This is a genomic window from Teretinema zuelzerae, from assembly GCF_021021555.1.
Lineage (GTDB): Bacteria > Spirochaetota > Spirochaetia > Treponematales > Treponemataceae > Teretinema > Teretinema zuelzerae.
This window is the reverse complement of record NZ_JAINWA010000003.1, coordinates 1,946,815-1,963,037: the sequence shown is the minus strand read 5'-3', so window position 1 is coordinate 1,963,037 and position 16,223 is coordinate 1,946,815. Positions and strand designations below refer to the sequence as shown.

Here is a 16,223-nt window from a genome sequence, read left to right as displayed (position 1 = left end):
ATGTGAAGCTAATTTAATTAGTAGCTTGATAACCTCGAATTTGGGAAAATAGCTTCATGTGAGGCTAATTCTTTCTTGTCTGTCGCGGAACTTAATTTTTGCTCTAGATACTATCCACATGAGGGAGGCCATTAAAGAGCCGGACGATTGTGGATAGTATCTCGCATGCTACTATGATTTTTTTGTATAGAAGATTAAGCAGCAGGGCAACAGGTGTTATAAACACCTGTTGCAAAAGAAATATATGATTCTATTTTTCCGTTCTTAGTAATGAAGTTGAAATCCACGCAGTGCCAGCAAATAACTCTTCCGACTCAACATTTGCCCAATTTCCTTCAACACTTAATATCGTTACATAGGAATCTTTTTTTATCACTTTTAGTATTTCAAACGTTGACCCTGGACCTGTTCGTAAATTAGCATCTTGAATAACATGAACCTTGCTTCCTACGTCGGACGAGGATATTGTCGTTTTCGGTGTTTCTGAAGTTTTTGCCTTTTCCGAGGGAGTACTGGATTTGCCACCATTATGATAATGGTAGGTTCCTGTCTTTCTGTTATAGTGTCCTCCATTCGCATCAGTTCTCCCACTATGACCAAATGTTAGTGTTGCACATACACTCAGAAATAATAAAACCATTAAAGACTTTTTCATAAGTTCCTTCCTTAACAAGCAAAAGATTCTTTATTATCTATTCAAATATTGAACAAATCTATTATAAAATAATTTATGTTCTTAACAGCCAAAATAGCTTCATGTGAAGCTATTTCATGACTACGGCACGTAATTTTTTTCGTGAATCCTTCCATTCAGAACTAATTTGGTGATAGTAACAGAGAGCTTGCTCTTTGCTTCCTTGTTTGTAGGATTCTGGATACTGCTCTGGTTCTTTCATTTTTCCTGTTATTAAATCGATTATGATGTGATTGGTTTCAGTTGCCCTTTCATATGCTTTAATTACCCCAGAATAATTATTGTTTATTTGAAGTTCTATAAATAGCTTTCCAAAAATATAGTGATATGAGTTCTTAGGAAAAAACAACAATTCTTCTGTCGCTTCCATATATTGCTTGCTACTCGCAAACCAGTACATCAGTTTTACGCGTGCCTCCATGTGATCCGTTTCATCAAGTGTGAGCAAATATTGAAACTGTGATATTGCATCAGTGGTTAGATTCTCATCCCACAATGCTGTTCCATATCCATATATACTACGAAGATATGGGCGGAATTGTATGCTCCAGAAATTCCCTATGTATTCATCAAACTCGGTTTGATTTGTACGTTCAAGAAAACTCTCCAACCCTTTTTTATAAAATTCTAAACGTTTCTTATTACTTTTTGCATACAAGGCAAGGATATTGTATGCATCACAACATAAGGGATCGAGTTGAAGCGCTCTTAACGCCATAGTTTTTTTTTCTTCAGTTTTTATTGAGTCCCAGGCATCCCATACATATTCACGGGCTTGCTGAATCGGGTCAAAGAGGCATTTTATTTCTTCTGCCATGGCCGTCTCCTTACGTTAACTCACCTTGCTATCCTTTTTCGCATTTACTCGGAGGTATTTATCTATAAGAATTTGAGTGACTTCTGGCATATGAGTATATAAATGACGATTGTCATAAAAATCGCAGAAACGAATATCATAAAACGATTTACCGCACATAGCTTTTATTCCAATTTTTTCGCTCATTACAATTGTAATTTGCTTGTTTCGACATTCCGGTGCATCGATAACGAACTTAAAGTTCTCGAATGAGAACACTCCCTGGCTATTGGTTTTCCGAATAACTCGTGCTGTTAAAAGCGTATCCAGGAATGTGGTGTCTTCCAAAGGTACAAATCGGCTATCATCTTTTGCAGGAGGAACAGAAAATTGTTTATTAAATTGTTCTATATATACCTGTGTTAAGAAAGAATTTGCTTCTTCAATTGTCTTAATTCCTCGTATTCGAAATTCTGTCGGTAAACGCCCTTGAAGTGTTTGCCATAATCGCTCAATTCTTCCTTTAGCTTCGGGTGATCCCGCTGGAAATAAGGAAATATCTAATTCTTCAAGAATTTCTCCCATTTGTGTTTTTGCTTCAGATTTCCCTTTTAATTGTTCCTCTATACTTATTTTGTCCCTATCTTTTCGATTTACAAAGAACACACCTACACGATCCGGGTAAATATTTAAAGGTATTCCATGGTTTTCAAGTGTTTGACGTGTTACTTCAAGATATCCTAGAAGACATTCATTTTTGCACAAGTATAATCCAGTGATTTTTCCTGTTGCATCATCTTGATATCCGTGGAGCGAATACTTTTCTCCAGTATTAAGCCAATCATAAGGACTTGCATCTGCTTGAAGCAATTCTCCAAAACACTCTCTTCGTGGTCTTGGAGGATGCGGTTGCTTTAATTTCCTTGGCCGCCGTCGTTTCGGACTTTTTATACCTGCATTTTTTAAAATATTCGTTATTGTTGTTTTGCTATAACGAATTCCTTCATATTCCGCTAATAATTCTCTAAAGTGAACAAAATTTGTTGTTCGGTATGCATCAGACTGTTTTAACTCGACTATTCGTTTTTTAATTTCCTCAGGGATTTTTGATGCAGGCGCTCGTCCTTTGTTCCCATGAATAAAAGCTGCTGCGCCGATCGTTCTATAGGCTCGTTTTAGCTGTTTAACCCGTTGTTGAGTAATTTTCAAACGATCAGCGCATTCAGAAACAGTAAACATTCCTTCGCATGCACCCTTGATGAAATACGCTCGTTCAAAGGTTTTTTGTAATTCATTTTCCATAACTTTACCTCTTTTCAAGAATTTCATATAATTTACAATAACTAGTAAAAAGAATCTTTATTAGTTATTGGTAAATTATCAAAAGTGCTTGACAGACTTCGGCTTCCCTTTGCGTATGCTCTCTTTCAATTTGGAAAAAAGATCCTGAAGTTCATCGGGTAGTTCGGCGTTTACCGATACATCGGTTTCCTCTTCGCTATTCCGATGCAATCCTTCGCCTATTGGCGTCGCTTCTTTTACATAGGGCGTACTGCATTCCGACAATACCCTGATTTGTATATTCTGTATCTGCAGTTCCGGAAAACTGCGTGAAAGAGAAGAAACAATCCTCTTTTTTTGAAGCAATATCTGTTGGCTCCATCCCGGATGATCGACTTCAACAATGATGGAACCTCTGTCCAAATCGATTATTTTACTATGTGCCGCCAGTTTATCACCGACAACGCTTTTCCATCCTCTGATAAAGGACATGGATTGATTCATTTCTTTATTCATCATGCCGTCGAAAAGGGCGGAAACCAGATCAGCGGCCTTTCTATAGTCAGCGCACATTAAATTCTCCTCCGCTCACATCGAATACGCGAGTTGTCGAACGTTTATACCGCTCATACGGCTCTCCCGGCAAAAATGTGCAAAACAATTGATCGTATTCCGGAAGCACGGAAGTAAATCGCTGCCGTTTGTCCGGATCCAATTCAAGCATGACATCGTCCATCAGTAAAACCGGAAGGCGTCCCGTAAGCTCCGTATAGAACTGAGCCTGAGCCGTTCTTAAAATCAACGATAAAAGCCTTCTCTGTCCGGTAGAAGCTGTCGGCACATACGGCGTTTTTCCTATCACATATCGAATTCTGTCCCGATGAGGGCCGGTTAATGTCGTATTTATCAACAAATCCTGTTCCCGTCTTTCAATGAGCTGTTGAACAATCGAATGTTCGTCTTCGCTTTTCCAGGACGGAGAATACTCGATATGCACTCCGGAAATTCCCGACACTTCCTGATATAGTCGAGCAAAAACCTGGTTGAAATTGGCTATTGTTTTTCGCCGTTTTTGAATCACCTGCAATCCGGTTTGAGCCAGCTGAACATCCAAAACGTCAAGCAAATCGGCTTTTTTATCTTTCAACAGACAGTTTCTGCTTTTCAGTATTTTTTTGTATTGCCGATGTATGTCGATATAAGAACTGTCGTACATCGACAAAGACTGGTCTATGAAAAACCTCTTGCGTTCCGGCGTGCCGATGGCAAAATCCAGATCGTCGTGGCAAAAAAGCACGCAGGGAACGGTATCTACCAGTTCTTTACGGTCTATTATCTGTTTTGCGTTTTTTTCAATTCTTTTTTTTCCGTCTTTCCATGATACATGAATCGTATTCGTCCGTTCTTTTTGATCCCGAAAAATCGCGCGTATTCCATACTGGGAATTGCCTGTTCTAACAATTTCGCTATCGTCCCTCGTTCTAAAGGATGATCCATACGATGCCATGTACAAGCTTTCGAGAATATTGCTTTTACCCTGTCCGTTATCGCCAATAAAATAGACCTCCTTCGAAAGGAGGTCTATTGTTGTATCGGCAATATTTCGAAAGGACGTATAACTAACAGAAAGAAAGGGCACTTGTAATCTGCTATTCCATCTGCATCGGCATAACGATATGGAAAAAGTCTTTATCCGGATCGGCTTTAATCGTTATGGCCTTCATAGCTTCGGTAAACTCGAAGGTTACCCGTTCCGTTCCGATAACTTTGACCGGCTCTTCAACATATAAATAATTCAACGCTATAGTCAGTTCTTCTCCGTCGTATCTGCAGGGAATTTCTTCGCGGGCGGTTCCGATTTCTGTTTCCTGCGAACTGATTGTTAGAGTTCCCGGTCCGACGTTGAGATAGATTCTTCTGGATTTCTGCTCAACAAGCAAAGCGACACGTTTCAACGCTTCCAATAAATCCTTGCTGTCGACGCTGAATGAACTGGATTGGGATTCAGGAATTACCCTGTTATAGTTGGGAAACTGTCCCTCTATGAGAACGGAAGAAAATTCGTAATTAGCAAACCGGAAGAAAATATTCTTTTCACCTACGCCGATGGCTATCGGACCTTCGTCGGTAGCGCGCTTATTGATGATCGATAAGATTTTCGGAGGAATAATGATTCCCTTGAAATCAGGCAGCGAAAATCCGAAGTTCTTGGAAATATATGCCAGACGGCGTCCGTCAGTAGCTACTAACAACAGTTCATCGTTTTTCTTTTCCATGAAAACGCCGTTCATGAAATAACGCGTTTCATCGTCAGAAACGGAAAAAACCGTTTGATTTATCATTTCCTTGAATTCTTTCACCGGAACGTCGAAAAAACTGATTCCTTCGGAAGAAGTCGTTTCAGGAAACTTATCGCTTGTTATGCTTTTTAATTGAAATTTAGCTTTTTTGGTGACGGGCTTGATGTTGATCTTGATGTCGTTTTGTTCAAATTCGATTTCGCCGGAAGGAAGAGATGAAAGAATGCTCATGAATTTGTCGCAGAATACCGTAGTTGAACCGGCTTCCTGGACATCCACGGGAATTCGAGTTTCAAAATGAACTTTAATATCAGTCGCCCTGATTATGAGAGATCCGTTTTGTGCTTCCAACAACACATTTGATAATATCGATATAGCGTTTTTAGTCGCGATAATTTCTTGAGCAATTACTATTTCCTTTAATAATGAATCCCTGTCAAAGCTAAATTTCATAATTCCTCCGAATATCGTTCTCTATATATACATATATATAAATAATAATAGTAATAGTAGTAATGCCTGTTAAATTCTTAATAAGAGGCTTATCTCGTTTTGATATAAGCATTTGTTATTCATTTAAAGGCAAGCCTTACAGTTGCATAGTTATCCACAAATCAACAGGATCGTCGGTTGTACACGATCTTTTCACAACATAGTAGCATAAAATACACAAGAAAAAAACAATAATCTCAGCTGTTATAATCCTTGATCATTTTATTCAATTTATTGATCGTGGTTTCTAAAGAAGGCTCTGCTTTCAATCTTTCTTCGATTTTTGGCAGCCGTGCATTACAGTGGTATGGTCTCTTCCTCCGAATTCCATGCCAAGCTCAGTTGTGGAATATTCGGTTATCTCCCTGGCAATATACATAGCAAGCTGGCGGGGAAACGAAACCGCTTTTGTTCTTTTTTTCCCCTTTATATCTGTCGAAGACAGGGAAAAGTATTCAGCTACTACTTTTTGAATGGTATCAATCGTTACATTATTCTGTTTTGGGGCGCCGAACGAGTCTCTTAATTGCTGTTGGGCGGATTCAAGAGTGACGGGTTTTTTGGTCAACTCAGCGTACGCAATCAATTTGGTCAAGGACGCTTCCAGATCGCGGACGTTGGATGATATGTTTTTGGCGACCAAATTGATGACTTCCGAAGGAATCAAAGTTCCGCGTGCTTCGATTTTCTTAGCGAGAATCGCGCAGCGGGTTTCATAGTTTGGAGGAAGCAGATCTACATTCAAACCGCGTTCAAATCGAGATCTCAATCGTTCCGACAGATTCTTGAGTTCGGAAACCGGGCGGTCGCAGGTGAATATAATCTGTTTGCTTGCGTCGTATAAGGCGTTGAATGTATGAAAAAGCTCTTCCTGCGTTTCGTTTTTCTTTTGCAGAAAGTGAATATCGTCGATTAACAGCATGTCAGTCTTACGATACTTATTCTTGAAATCCTGCGTTTTATTGTTTTTTATCGATTCAACGAACTCATTGGTGAAATTTTCTGCGGTGATATAAATGATTTTACAGTCTCTTTCTTTCCAGGCCATATTTCCTATCGCCTGCATAAGATGCGTTTTACCCAAACCAACTCCGCCGTAAATAAGACAGGGGTTGTATAAGGTTCCCGGGTTTTTTGCGATGGCTATAGCCGCGTTCGCGGCGAAGGAATTGTTTTCGCCTATTACGAAGCTGTCGAAGGTATAATCCTTCCTGAGCTGAGGGTGTGTTTCCCTTGGAGCTTCCTGAACAGGCGCCGCCCTGTGGGGCTGAGAATACGTTGAGCGCTGTACTTCAAACGTCGATTCGTTTCTTTGCACAGGTTTGTTCGCTGCGGGAGATTCTTCTCTTTTGCGCGGCTTAACCTCGAATTCTACATCGATGTGCTGTCCCGATAGTTCAAAAAGTTTGGCTTCGATCCGGTTTTGATATCTTTGCTTTACTTGATCTCTGTAAAAGGCAGAGGGGACCGATACGAGAAGGGATGATTCTCCCGAAGTCTCGTATTCAATATTAAACCACATGCTGAATTCTTGTTCCGTCAATTCGGATTTGAATTGATTCAATGCTTCTTTCCAAAATATACTATAATCCCAGCTACCCATAGTGGGGCATTATACTCCTTCTTTACTTTTTTTGACAATGACGGTATTATAACGATTAATTGTTTCTACCATATAAGGATACAGAATGACTTCTCCTTCCTATTCAGCCAATAATATAACAGTATTAAAGGGTCTTGAAGCTGTACGAAAGCGCCCCGGCATGTATATCGGCTCAACCGGTCCCGACGGACTTCATCACCTCGTGTACGAGGTAGTCGATAACTGCATCGACGAGGCCATGGCCGGACATTGCGATACGATACTTGTGGTTCTCGAAAAAAACGATATTGTCAGAGTCGAAGACAACGGACGCGGAATTCCTGTCGATATTCATCCTGCGGAAGGAGTCAGCGCGCTTGAGTTGGTTCTTACCAGGCTTCACGCGGGCGGTAAATTCGACAAGGGTTCGTATAAGGTTTCCGGAGGACTTCACGGAGTAGGCGTTTCCGTCGTAAACGCGTTGTCGACATGGATGGAAGCCTTCGTATCCCGCGATGGATTCGATCATTACATCAAGTTTGAAACAGGAAATACAATCGCCCCGGTTAAACAATTGGGCGAAACCGATAAACGCGGAACGACGATCCGCTGGCAGGCCGATCCGACTGTTTTCACAGAAACAACCACGTATAATTTCGATGTCCTCGCCAACCGCATCCGCGAACTTGCCTTTTTGAACAGCGGCATTAAAATCGTATTGCGAGACGAGCGCCTTACGACTCCGAAAGAGGTTGTTTTCAGCTTTGAAGGCGGCATACGCTCTTTCGTCAGCTACCTTAATGAAAGCAAGAATGTCCTGCATCACGAGCCGGTGTATATTTCGGGAGAAAGAGACGATATCATCGTAGAAATCGCTCTTCAGTATAACGACTCCTACAGTGAAATCATGTTCAGCTTCGTTAACGACATCAATACCCGCGAGGGCGGAACGCACCTCGTCGGATTCAGGAGCGCTCTTACCAGGGTTCTGAACGAGTTCCTGAAGAACTCCAAATTGATGAAGAAGATGGAAGAAACTCTTTCCGGAGAAGACGTACGCGAAGGTTTGACCGCTGTTCTTTCCGTAAAGGTTCCCGAACCTCAATTCGAAGGACAGACAAAGACGAAGCTCGGTAACTCCGAAGTGCGCGGCATAGTCGAAAGCTTTGTAAACGATCAGCTCACTTTATATCTTGAGCAGAATCCCGATGTTATCAATAAAATTCTTGAAAAAAGCGTATTGGCCGCCAAGGCGCGCATTGCGGCCCGGCAGGCTCGAGACGCAACCCGAAGGAAAAGCGCTCTTGATTCGACCGGTTTGCCGGGAAAGCTGGCTGACTGTTCCGAGAAAGATCCCAGCCAGTGCGAAATTTACATCGTAGAGGGAGACTCTGCAGGCGGATCGGCAAAAATGGGCAGAAACCGCCGCTTTCAGGCCATTCTTCCCTTGTGGGGCAAGATGCTCAATGTCGAGAAAACCCGCATCGACAAGGTTATCGGTAACGATAAGCTGCAACCGGTTATCGCAAGTCTCGGGGCGGGAATCGGAGAAACGTTCAATACCGAAAAGCTTCGATACCACAAGATCATCATCATGGCCGACGCCGACGTCGACGGATCGCACATCCGCACGCTTTTATTGACTTTCTTCTATAGATATATGTTTGATCTGGTTAAGGACGGCTATGTGTATCTCGCCATGCCTCCTCTGTACAAGATAAGCTGGGATAAGAAAGTTCAGTACGCATACGACGATGCTGAAAAAGAAAAGATCATGAAGACCATCGATAAAGATCCTGAAAAGATAAATATCCAGCGATATAAGGGACTCGGCGAGATGAATCCGGATCAGCTATGGGAAACAACCATGAATCCGGAATCCCGCATGATGATGAGAGTAACCCTTAACGACGCGGTTGAGGCGGACAGAACCCTGTCTACATTGATGGGAGACCAGGTTGAACCGCGTCGTAAATTTATTGAAGAAAATGCTGTATACGTTTCGAACCTGGACGTATAACGAGGAGTTGAATTTCCATGAGTGATACAAACACGCCTCTTCCCGGTGGTAAACTTATATCTATTTCCATTGAGGATGAAGTAAAGACCGCATACCTTAATTACGCGATGTCAGTCATCGTCAGCAGAGCGTTGCCCGATGTACGCGACGGTTTAAAGCCCGTGCATCGCAGAATTTTGTATTCAATGGAAGAAATGGGTATTCGCGCCAACACTCCTTTTAAGAAGTGCGGACGCATCGTCGGAGATGTTCTGGGTAAATACCATCCTCACGGAGATCAGTCTATTTACGACGCCTTGGTGCGTCTCGCCCAGGATTTTTCGCTGCGATATCCGGTTATACAGGGACAGGGAAACTTCGGTTCCGTCGACGGCGATCCTCCCGCGGCTATGCGTTATACCGAAAGCCGCCTTGCGAAAGTAGCAGAAGCTATAATAGAAGATATTAAAAAAGAAACCGTCGATTTCGGTCCGAACTACGACGACTCGATGAAGGAGCCCTTGGTTCTCCCCGGAGCTTTTCCGTTTCTTTTGGCGAACGGAGCGAGCGGAATCGCCGTCGGCATGGCGACGAACATGCCTCCTCACAATTTGAATGAAATCATCGGCGCCGTTTCCGAATACATAGACAACCCCGAATGCACGATCGAAGATTTGATGAAGCATATGAAGGGCCCCGATTTTCCGACCGGCGGACTCATTTTCGGCAAGAAGGGAATCCGCCAGGCGTATAAAACCGGCCGGGGCAAAATCATTGTCCGCGGACGCTTTACCCTCGAAGTGGACAAGCGCGGAAAAGAAACCATCATTTTTACCGAAATCCCGTATGCGGTTAATAAGGCTACCTTGATAACCCGCATCGCGGAGCTTGTCCGGGATAAGGTTATCGACGGAATTTCCGAAATCAGGGACGAATCCGACCGCGACGGAATGCGCATCGTCATTGAACTGAAGCGCGGTTCAATCGCCAAGGTTGTCTTAAATCAGCTTTTCTCCCATACGTCGCTGCAGTCGTCCTTCGGCGTAATAAATCTCGCCCTGGTTAAGGGCCGGCCGGAAACGCTTACGCTCAAGCAGATGATTAAATACTATGTCGAGCACCGGGTCGACGTAGTAACCAGGCGAACCCGCTATGATCTGAAAAAAGCCGAAGAGCGGGCGCATATATTGCGCGGACTCGTCATCGCACTCAACAATATCGACGAAGTCATCGCAATAATCAAAAAGTCGCGAAACATCGATACGGCGAAAGCCGCTCTTATGGAGCGCTTCCAGTTTTCGGATCCCCAGTCTCAAGCCATCGTCGATATGCGGCTTGGAAAGCTTACCAGCCTCGAAATTGAAAAACTCGAGCAGGAATTGAAGGAAATCGAAGCCCTTATCGAGTATTACAAAGAACTCCTCGCCAGCCCCGCAAAGCTCATGGCCCTGATTAAATCCGAAGCCCAGCTGTTGGCGGAAAAGTACGGAGACAAGCGCAGAACCGATATCGTCGCCGACGAAGTCGAAGAGATCAACATCGAGGATCTGATCCAGAACGAAGAGATGGTTCTTCTCATCTCCAATCTCGGATATATCAAGCGCGTGCCTGCTTCTTCCTATAAAAGCCAGAACAGGGGAGGAAAGGGATCTAACAGCGCCAAGCTTGCCGAAGATGATTTCGTTAACCAGATTTTCACTGCATCAACACACGATCATGTAGTTTTCATAACCAGTATAGGAAAGGCCTATTGGTTGAAGATTCATGAAATACCGGAAGCCAGCAGAACCAGCCGCGGCACCCATATCAAATCGCTGCTGACGGTAACGTCCGATGAAGAAATCACCGGAGTAGTAACCCTGAAGGATTTCAGCGATACCGAGTATCTGTTAATGGCTACCGCGAGCGGAGTCGCCAAGAAGGTTAAGACAAGCGACTTCCAGAACGCAAAAACGCGCGGAATCATTGCTATAAAGCTCGACGAAGGCGATCGCCTGGTGAGCGCGATTTTGACCAGCGGTTCAGACGAGGTGATGCTTATCACCCGCCAGGGCCAGGCGCTCCGCATCAATGAAACGGATCTTCGGGTTCTCGGACGCGCGTCACGCGGAGTTACCGGGATCCGCCTCTCGGGAGGCGACGAGCTGGCCGGCGCGCTTCGCGTCGATAACGAACGGTGCATGCTTGTGATGTCTGAATGCGGATACGGCAAGCGCGTTAAGTTCTCTGAATTCTCTCCGCACGGACGAGCGACCGGCGGCCAGAAGATTTATACGATCTCCGAGAAAACCGGGGAAATCGTCGGCCTGATCACCGTATGCGATATCGACGAAGTGGTGTGCATTACCGGTCAGGGAAAGACGCTGCGCGTGAAGGCTTCTACTATCGGTCTTATGGGTAGAGCGGCTCAGGGCGTTCGCATTTTGAATATCGAACGGCCCGACACCTTGATCGGCATCGATACCGTCGCTACGGGAGATACCGAACAGAACGCGGATAAAGAATCGTCAGGCGAGATTCAAATCGCCGGCGAACTGGATCTTGACGGATCGGACGATGTCGCGCTTACTGTAAGCGATGCTCAAGACGATTCTGAATCCGATGATGAAGTTCAGGACGCCGACGCTGAATCCTCAGAGGATTCAAACGAAGAGTAAGTAAACGGTTTAGAAAGGACCGTTTAAATAAAGGAGGACCGTTTGACAGGCCGGTAGCAACCGGATCTGTCAAACGGTTTTTTTTTATCCTTCTTCGATTGACCGCTCAGTAGAAGTAACTGTATTATAACGATAACGGTTATAAAATGGTTAATATCACAGTACGAAATATTCCAACTGAAATCCTCAAAAAAATTAGAATTCTTGCGGCCAAAGAACGGCGAAGCTTGAACAGCGAATTATTGATAACTCTTGAAGCAGGCCTTTGCGCGTTGGTGGAGGAAAAGGCTATGCAAGAATTCGCCGAAGCCGAGACCGGCGCCAAGAAGGTAAGCTCTCCGGAAGTTCGGGCGCTGTTGTGGAAAAATCTGTTCGGGGCCTGGGTCGATGAAAGATCCGTATCGCAGGTTATTACCGAACAGATACGCAATAGAGAAGGACTGTCATGATTTTATTGGATACCGATATTTGCTTATCCCTTTTTTTTGGAAAAATAACTCCTGAGGATATTCTAAAGGGTAGCATTAAAGAAGTATGCATAGCTTCTATCACTGTTGAAGAACTGTATAGACACGCAAAAAGATCTTCCGATGTCGAAGGAAACAGTCTTCTTATTGATCAGTTTCTTCTTACTGTTCGCGTGCTCTTTCCAGAGCTTGCAACGCTGAAGCTTATGGCCGATGTCCGACATGTTTTACAGAAAAAGGGCAAAACCATATCGACCGAGGATCTAACTGTGTATGCCCTTTCTAAAACGCACGGAGCGAAGCTAATGACAACTATGGGCAAAAGGTATTGTTTTACATAATTCATTTTTTCTGTTTTGGGGAAGACAGAAGTCCATCATGCGGCTGCCGGAGAAATCCGGCAGCTTTTTTTGTGTCTACGGCTTTTTTCAATGATATCTGTTGTAAACAGAATTTCCTGTTAATAAATCCCAGCAAAGATCTTTTATTTGTTTCACGTGGAACAAATAATAGTAGCGGATTGTTAATAGCAGGGTTATAAAGGTTGTTTGTTTCACGTGGAACATTTGGCACGATTTAATGCGCCTTATGAACGCGAATCTAAATGTTTCACGTGGAACAAAAGGACTTTAGTCAGTGATAGGCTTTCTACGGAGGTCCTTAATAGAACCCTTTTGCTTTTTAGTTTTAAGACGGTCGAGGACTGATCCCCTGGTCGGTTTCGTGGCTTTTCTCTTTTTCGGAATATGCGCTGCCTGGACAAGTAATTCTTCGGCGCGTGCTAAAGCTCTTTCTCTGTTAATAAGCTGGCTTCGGTCCTCGTCTATGCTCAAGAATAAGCAGTCTTCTGAGGAAATTCTGTGTTTAAGCTTGTTTTCTATGCGAGAACGTTCTTCTTCGCTTAGGCCAAGAAGAAGACTTATGGGAATCTCCAAGCTGGCTTTTGAGTTTACCTTATTGACGTTTTGTCCTCCTGGACCTCCTGATTTGCTGAACGAAAAGCGAGCGTTGCTGAGTATTGATTCGTGGAGAAGTTGAATGTTCATGGCATGATTCTCCTGTTTTCCTCAATGGTGGTCAATCACTCAGAAGCAAGGCATTGTATCGCTGCGTCGGTAGTTTTCTTATCTTCTTGTTTGCGGTACAATATAATCTGGTAAGTATAACTTTATGATGTGCCTTGATAAGGAGATCCTGATGAAATCTGATGTAGCCGACTACTTGCGGAGAGTCGAGAGTTTCCTGCCGGATCGTTCAGACTCTTTTCCTGAAATGACTTTGTATATGGAGCAGCTTTTAGGTTGGATTAACGGGCGCTCAACGCCTTTTGAGCCGATCGGTGCGAGCGGCGACCTTCTTACCTCGAATATGGTAAATAATTACGTTAAGGACAAACTGATCAAGCCGCCCATTAACAGGAGATACGGTACGCATCATCTTGCGGCTCTTTCGATATTCCGGATGCTGAAGCAGGTATTATCCGTTGGCGATATCTCCGCCGCGATCGACTCCCTTGATACAGTTTCCGAAAGCGATGTCTGGTATGATTCCGTCGTATCAGGAATGATGACGCAGATGATCGAGCTATGCCGAACCGCGGCGTCGCGTTGCGAGGGTGTGGATTTGGATTCTGCCGAGGAGCGGGCGAAGGCGGCCCTGGAATTTGCGGGAGCGGCCCGGCTGTTTCAATCGCTTGCGGTTCTCCTCATCGAGGGCGGGGCGTAATCGTTTACCGTTCCGGATACGGATGCCGATTAAGCGAAAATTCTTCTTCCGGCCATAGATCCGGATCTAATTCGCCCTCTATTTCGTTTTCTATGAAATCAGGAAGAGACGAGAAGAAGTCGAGTCCTGTTAGGTCTTCAATTTCATCGACGGTCGTCGAGAAAGCGAATACCGAGTCTGTCTGTTTTTTGTTCGGGATAAGAAAGGCGATCGCCTTTCTTTGGGGCAGGGACCAATCGGCGATCACGCGATAGAAGGCGTCGGGGACCGATATCGCATTCGGGCCGATAGTTCTTCTCTCGTGTGAAAGAAAAACCGGCCCTACGGCGATTAACAGCGATTGGTCCAGTACAGCCCAATAGCGCGTCATGGCTTCCAGATCGGCCCAGATTCCTCTGTTAAAAGAAGGTTCCTGGGGACTGATGTTGCTGTATAAAAAAGAATCTTTCATCGCTTCCGGAGAAGCTTTCATATCCGCCGCCGGCGCAAGGTGGCCGCGATCGTAACCTGATTTATAGTAGTCTTCATTACTAGCAGTGCCGGTTACTATCTCTGCGTCGGCTTTGAATGCCGATTCGCGCTTCGCCTGCGATCCGTAGACTTCTTCCAGGGTTAATTCGTACGCGATCCACGCAGGTTGCTTGGTTTCTGCATTCCAACCGACAATAAACCCTGATTTCGTATATTCGGGGATGTTTTCTGTTTGAGACGGGCGTGCAAGAGAATCCGAGGATACGATGGATTCGGGAAAGGGGAAGGTTTTATTCTGGGGCGTGAAAAAAGCAATGAATAGCGAGCAGATGGTTCCGGGGATCAGCAATGGATCAAGCATGAAAACGAGTATAGCACAGGTGATTTTTCTGTACTCGTTGTTAGTTAATAATTACATTTCAAGTAATAGAATTCAGGAGGTCGTTATGGCTCGTTCATTTATAGAAGCAGTGAAAAACAGAAGAAGCATTTACGCGTTGGGACGCATGGATGCGGTAACACAGGGCGAAGTGGAGAAAGCGGTACATGAAAGCATTCTGCATGTTCCTTCTGCCTTTAATTCGCAGTCGGCTCGGATAGTCGTTTTGTGGGGTAAACAGAGCGACTCTTTTTGGAAGGCTGTCGGAGATGTATTGAAGAAGATTGTTCCGCCTGAATCGTTCGGACAGACCGAGGCTAAGCTGCAGAGCTTCGCGGCGGGACTAGGCACTATTCTGTTTTTCGAGGATCAGGAAGTCGTGGAGTCTCTCATGACATCGTATCCCTTATACCAGGATAACTTCCCCGTATGGTCGCTGCAGTCTTCAGGAATGCTCCAGTTTGCCGTGTGGACGATGCTTGAGGACTTGGGTCTGGGCGCGTCGCTCCAGCATTATAATCCGCTGGTCGACGATTTCGTTCGCAAAGAGTGGAATGTTCCGGCCTCGTGGAAGTTGTTGGCTCAAATGCCCTTTGGCTCCGTAGAAGCGCCCGCGGGAGAAAAAACCTTTACTCCCTTGGAAGGCAGAGTGCTGACGTTTAAATAAGCGCATCTGGTCAGCGAGGCGTCCTGGATATCGGGATGCTTCGCTTGCGGATGACGCTGTTGAGGCGAAGGGCTTTTTTTGCTACTCTTCCTGCGAGGAGAGTCCTATGCATGTTGTGTGTCTTGACCTGGAAGGCGTATTGGTTCCCGAAATTTGGATTGAATTTGCCGCGGCGACCGGAATCGATGAATTGCGGATAACAACACGGGACGAACCCGACTACGATAAGCTGATGAAGTATCGCATCGACATACTTGAACGCAAGGGCTTGAAACTGGGCGATATTCAAAATGTCATTGGAAAAATGGATCCCTTGCCGGGGGCGAAAGAGTTCATGGACGAGTTGAGGGAAAAAACGCAGGTTGTTATTCTTTCGGATACCTTTACCCAGTTCGCCCAGCCCTTAATGAAAAAACTGAAATTTCCGACTCTTTTCTGCAATGAGCTTGATATATCCGATGACGGTTTTGTCCAGGGATACAGGCTGCGACAGAGCGACGGCAAAAAGAAGGCGGTGCAGGCCTTTCAATCGATCAACATGAAGGTGTTGGCGTCGGGCGATTCGTATAACGATCTGGGGATGATCTTTGCCGCGGATAGCGGAGCCCTGTTCCGTTCCCCCTCAAGCATACGTTCTCAATACCCCGCCGTTCCCGCCTATGAAGAATACAGCGAGCTGCTGAATCATGTTTCAGGTTTCTTAAAGAGCTGAT

General features: G+C 44.7%; 15 protein-coding genes and 2 pseudogenes. 8 read left to right on the top strand and 9 right to left on the bottom strand.

Features of this window, described 5'->3' with window-relative positions; all coding sequences use genetic code 11:
• Positions 1-250: 250 nt before the first annotated feature.
• The 7 genes and pseudogenes from K7J14_RS15950 to dnaA form a co-directional block, all read right to left on the bottom strand.
• Positions 251-655, bottom strand: coding sequence for a YHYH domain-containing protein (locus K7J14_RS15950; RefSeq protein ID WP_230751993.1), 405 nt, complete (start codon positions 653-655; stop codon positions 251-253).
• A 109-nt stretch (positions 656-764) separates the two neighbouring features.
• Positions 765-1,511, bottom strand: a complete 747-nt coding sequence (locus K7J14_RS15945) for a hypothetical protein (RefSeq protein ID WP_230751994.1) — start codon at positions 1,509-1,511, stop codon at positions 765-767.
• Between the two features lie 15 nt (positions 1,512-1,526).
• A complete protein-coding gene (locus tag K7J14_RS15940; RefSeq protein ID WP_230751995.1) occupies positions 1,527-2,819 on the bottom strand; it encodes an ISNCY family transposase in 1,293 nt (430 codons plus the stop codon).
• Between the two features lie 51 nt (positions 2,820-2,870).
• Positions 2,871-3,344 carry a DUF721 domain-containing protein gene (locus tag K7J14_RS15935; protein WP_230758796.1) on the bottom strand — a complete coding sequence of 158 codons (474 nt, stop codon included), beginning with the start codon at positions 3,342-3,344 and terminating at the stop codon, positions 2,871-2,873.
• Positions 3,334-4,410: a DNA replication/repair protein RecF gene (recF, locus tag K7J14_RS15930; protein WP_230758791.1), complete on the bottom strand. Its 1,077-nt coding sequence runs from the start codon at positions 4,408-4,410 to the stop codon at positions 3,334-3,336. Before recF ends, K7J14_RS15935 begins: the two co-directional genes overlap by 11 nt.
• 10 nt (positions 4,411-4,420) lie before the next feature.
• Positions 4,421-5,524: a DNA polymerase III subunit beta gene (gene dnaN / locus K7J14_RS15925; RefSeq protein WP_230758788.1), complete on the bottom strand. Its 1,104-nt coding sequence runs from the start codon at positions 5,522-5,524 to the stop codon at positions 4,421-4,423.
• 236 nt (positions 5,525-5,760) lie between these two features.
• Positions 5,761-7,166, bottom strand: a pseudogene (gene dnaA, locus K7J14_RS15920) (chromosomal replication initiator protein DnaA).
• 85 nt (positions 7,167-7,251) lie between these two features.
• Between dnaA and gyrB the strand changes: the two are divergent.
• From gyrB to K7J14_RS15900, 5 genes and pseudogenes are all read left to right on the top strand, one after another.
• Positions 7,252-9,165 (top strand): DNA topoisomerase (ATP-hydrolyzing) subunit B, encoded by a 1,914-nt coding sequence (gene gyrB / locus K7J14_RS15915; RefSeq protein WP_230758778.1) that lies wholly within the window; start codon positions 7,252-7,254, stop codon positions 9,163-9,165.
• Between the two features lie 17 nt (positions 9,166-9,182).
• On the top strand, positions 9,183-11,801 hold the full coding sequence (gyrA, locus tag K7J14_RS15910) for a DNA topoisomerase (ATP-hydrolyzing) subunit A (RefSeq protein ID WP_230758775.1): 2,619 nt from the start codon (positions 9,183-9,185) through the stop codon (positions 11,799-11,801).
• A gap of 146 nt (positions 11,802-11,947) precedes the next feature.
• Positions 11,948-12,049: pseudogene (locus tag K7J14_RS16475) on the top strand (FitA-like ribbon-helix-helix domain-containing protein); the annotation flags it as partial.
• Between the two features lie 42 nt (positions 12,050-12,091).
• Entirely contained in the window at positions 12,092-12,250 is a 159-nt protein-coding gene (locus tag K7J14_RS15905; RefSeq protein ID WP_230758771.1) for a hypothetical protein, read from the top strand.
• Complete coding sequence (locus tag K7J14_RS15900; RefSeq protein ID WP_230758768.1) at positions 12,247-12,609, top strand: type II toxin-antitoxin system VapC family toxin; 363 nt, start codon at positions 12,247-12,249, stop codon at positions 12,607-12,609. The genes K7J14_RS15905 and K7J14_RS15900 overlap by 4 nt, the downstream gene beginning before the upstream one ends.
• Positions 12,610-12,897: 288 nt before the next feature.
• Here the strand turns inward: K7J14_RS15900 and arfB are convergent, their stop codons facing one another.
• Positions 12,898-13,314, bottom strand: a complete 417-nt coding sequence (arfB, locus tag K7J14_RS15895) for an alternative ribosome rescue aminoacyl-tRNA hydrolase ArfB (RefSeq protein WP_230758765.1) — start codon at positions 13,312-13,314, stop codon at positions 12,898-12,900.
• 151 nt (positions 13,315-13,465) lie between these two features.
• Here arfB and K7J14_RS15890 point away from each other — a divergent pair, with 151 nt between their 5' ends.
• Positions 13,466-13,993 (top strand): DUF1836 domain-containing protein, encoded by a 528-nt coding sequence (locus K7J14_RS15890; RefSeq protein WP_230758762.1) that lies wholly within the window; start codon positions 13,466-13,468, stop codon positions 13,991-13,993.
• 4 nt (positions 13,994-13,997) lie between these two features.
• Here the strand turns inward: K7J14_RS15890 and K7J14_RS15885 are convergent, their stop codons facing one another.
• The gene (locus K7J14_RS15885) at positions 13,998-14,825 is read right to left on the bottom strand and encodes a DNA/RNA non-specific endonuclease (protein ID WP_230758749.1); all 828 of its coding nucleotides are present in this window, start codon (positions 14,823-14,825) and stop codon (positions 13,998-14,000) included.
• Positions 14,826-14,910: 85 nt separating this feature from the next.
• Here K7J14_RS15885 and K7J14_RS15880 point away from each other — a divergent pair, with 85 nt between their 5' ends.
• Both K7J14_RS15880 and thrH read left to right on the top strand, forming a co-directional pair.
• Entirely contained in the window at positions 14,911-15,510 is a 600-nt protein-coding gene (locus K7J14_RS15880; RefSeq protein ID WP_230758746.1) for a nitroreductase family protein, read from the top strand.
• 106 nt (positions 15,511-15,616) lie between these two features.
• Positions 15,617-16,222, top strand: a complete 606-nt coding sequence (gene thrH, locus K7J14_RS15875; protein WP_230758743.1) for a bifunctional phosphoserine phosphatase/homoserine phosphotransferase ThrH — start codon at positions 15,617-15,619, stop codon at positions 16,220-16,222.
• Position 16,223 lies beyond the last annotated feature (1 nt).

What these genes read in the sequence shown, in the direction of transcription:
- K7J14_RS15950 (WP_230751993.1), bottom strand. Translation starts at nt 655, where the DNA reads ATGAAAAAGTCTTTAATGGTTTTATTATTTCTGAGTGTATGTGCAACA.
- K7J14_RS15945 (WP_230751994.1), bottom strand. Translation starts at nt 1,511, where the DNA reads ATGGCAGAAGAAATAAAATGCCTCTTTGACCCGATTCAGCAAGCCCGT.
- K7J14_RS15940 (WP_230751995.1), bottom strand. Translation starts at nt 2,819, where the DNA reads ATGAAATTCTTGAAAAGAGGTAAAGTTATGGAAAATGAATTACAAAAA.
- K7J14_RS15935 (WP_230758796.1), bottom strand. Translation starts at nt 3,344, where the DNA reads ATGTGCGCTGACTATAGAAAGGCCGCTGATCTGGTTTCCGCCCTTTTC.
- dnaN (WP_230758788.1), bottom strand. Translation starts at nt 5,524, where the DNA reads ATGAAATTTAGCTTTGACAGGGATTCATTATTAAAGGAAATAGTAATT.
- gyrB (WP_230758778.1), top strand. Translation starts at nt 7,252, where the DNA reads ATGACTTCTCCTTCCTATTCAGCCAATAATATAACAGTATTAAAGGGT.
- gyrA (WP_230758775.1), top strand. Translation starts at nt 9,183, where the DNA reads ATGAGTGATACAAACACGCCTCTTCCCGGTGGTAAACTTATATCTATT.
- K7J14_RS15905 (WP_230758771.1), top strand. Translation starts at nt 12,092, where the DNA reads ATGCAAGAATTCGCCGAAGCCGAGACCGGCGCCAAGAAGGTAAGCTCT.
- K7J14_RS15900 (WP_230758768.1), top strand. Translation starts at nt 12,247, where the DNA reads ATGATTTTATTGGATACCGATATTTGCTTATCCCTTTTTTTTGGAAAA.
- arfB (WP_230758765.1), bottom strand. Translation starts at nt 13,314, where the DNA reads ATGAACATTCAACTTCTCCACGAATCAATACTCAGCAACGCTCGCTTT.
- K7J14_RS15890 (WP_230758762.1), top strand. Translation starts at nt 13,466, where the DNA reads ATGAAATCTGATGTAGCCGACTACTTGCGGAGAGTCGAGAGTTTCCTG.
- K7J14_RS15885 (WP_230758749.1), bottom strand. Translation starts at nt 14,825, where the DNA reads ATGCTTGATCCATTGCTGATCCCCGGAACCATCTGCTCGCTATTCATT.
- K7J14_RS15880 (WP_230758746.1), top strand. Translation starts at nt 14,911, where the DNA reads ATGGCTCGTTCATTTATAGAAGCAGTGAAAAACAGAAGAAGCATTTAC.
- thrH (WP_230758743.1), top strand. Translation starts at nt 15,617, where the DNA reads ATGCATGTTGTGTGTCTTGACCTGGAAGGCGTATTGGTTCCCGAAATT.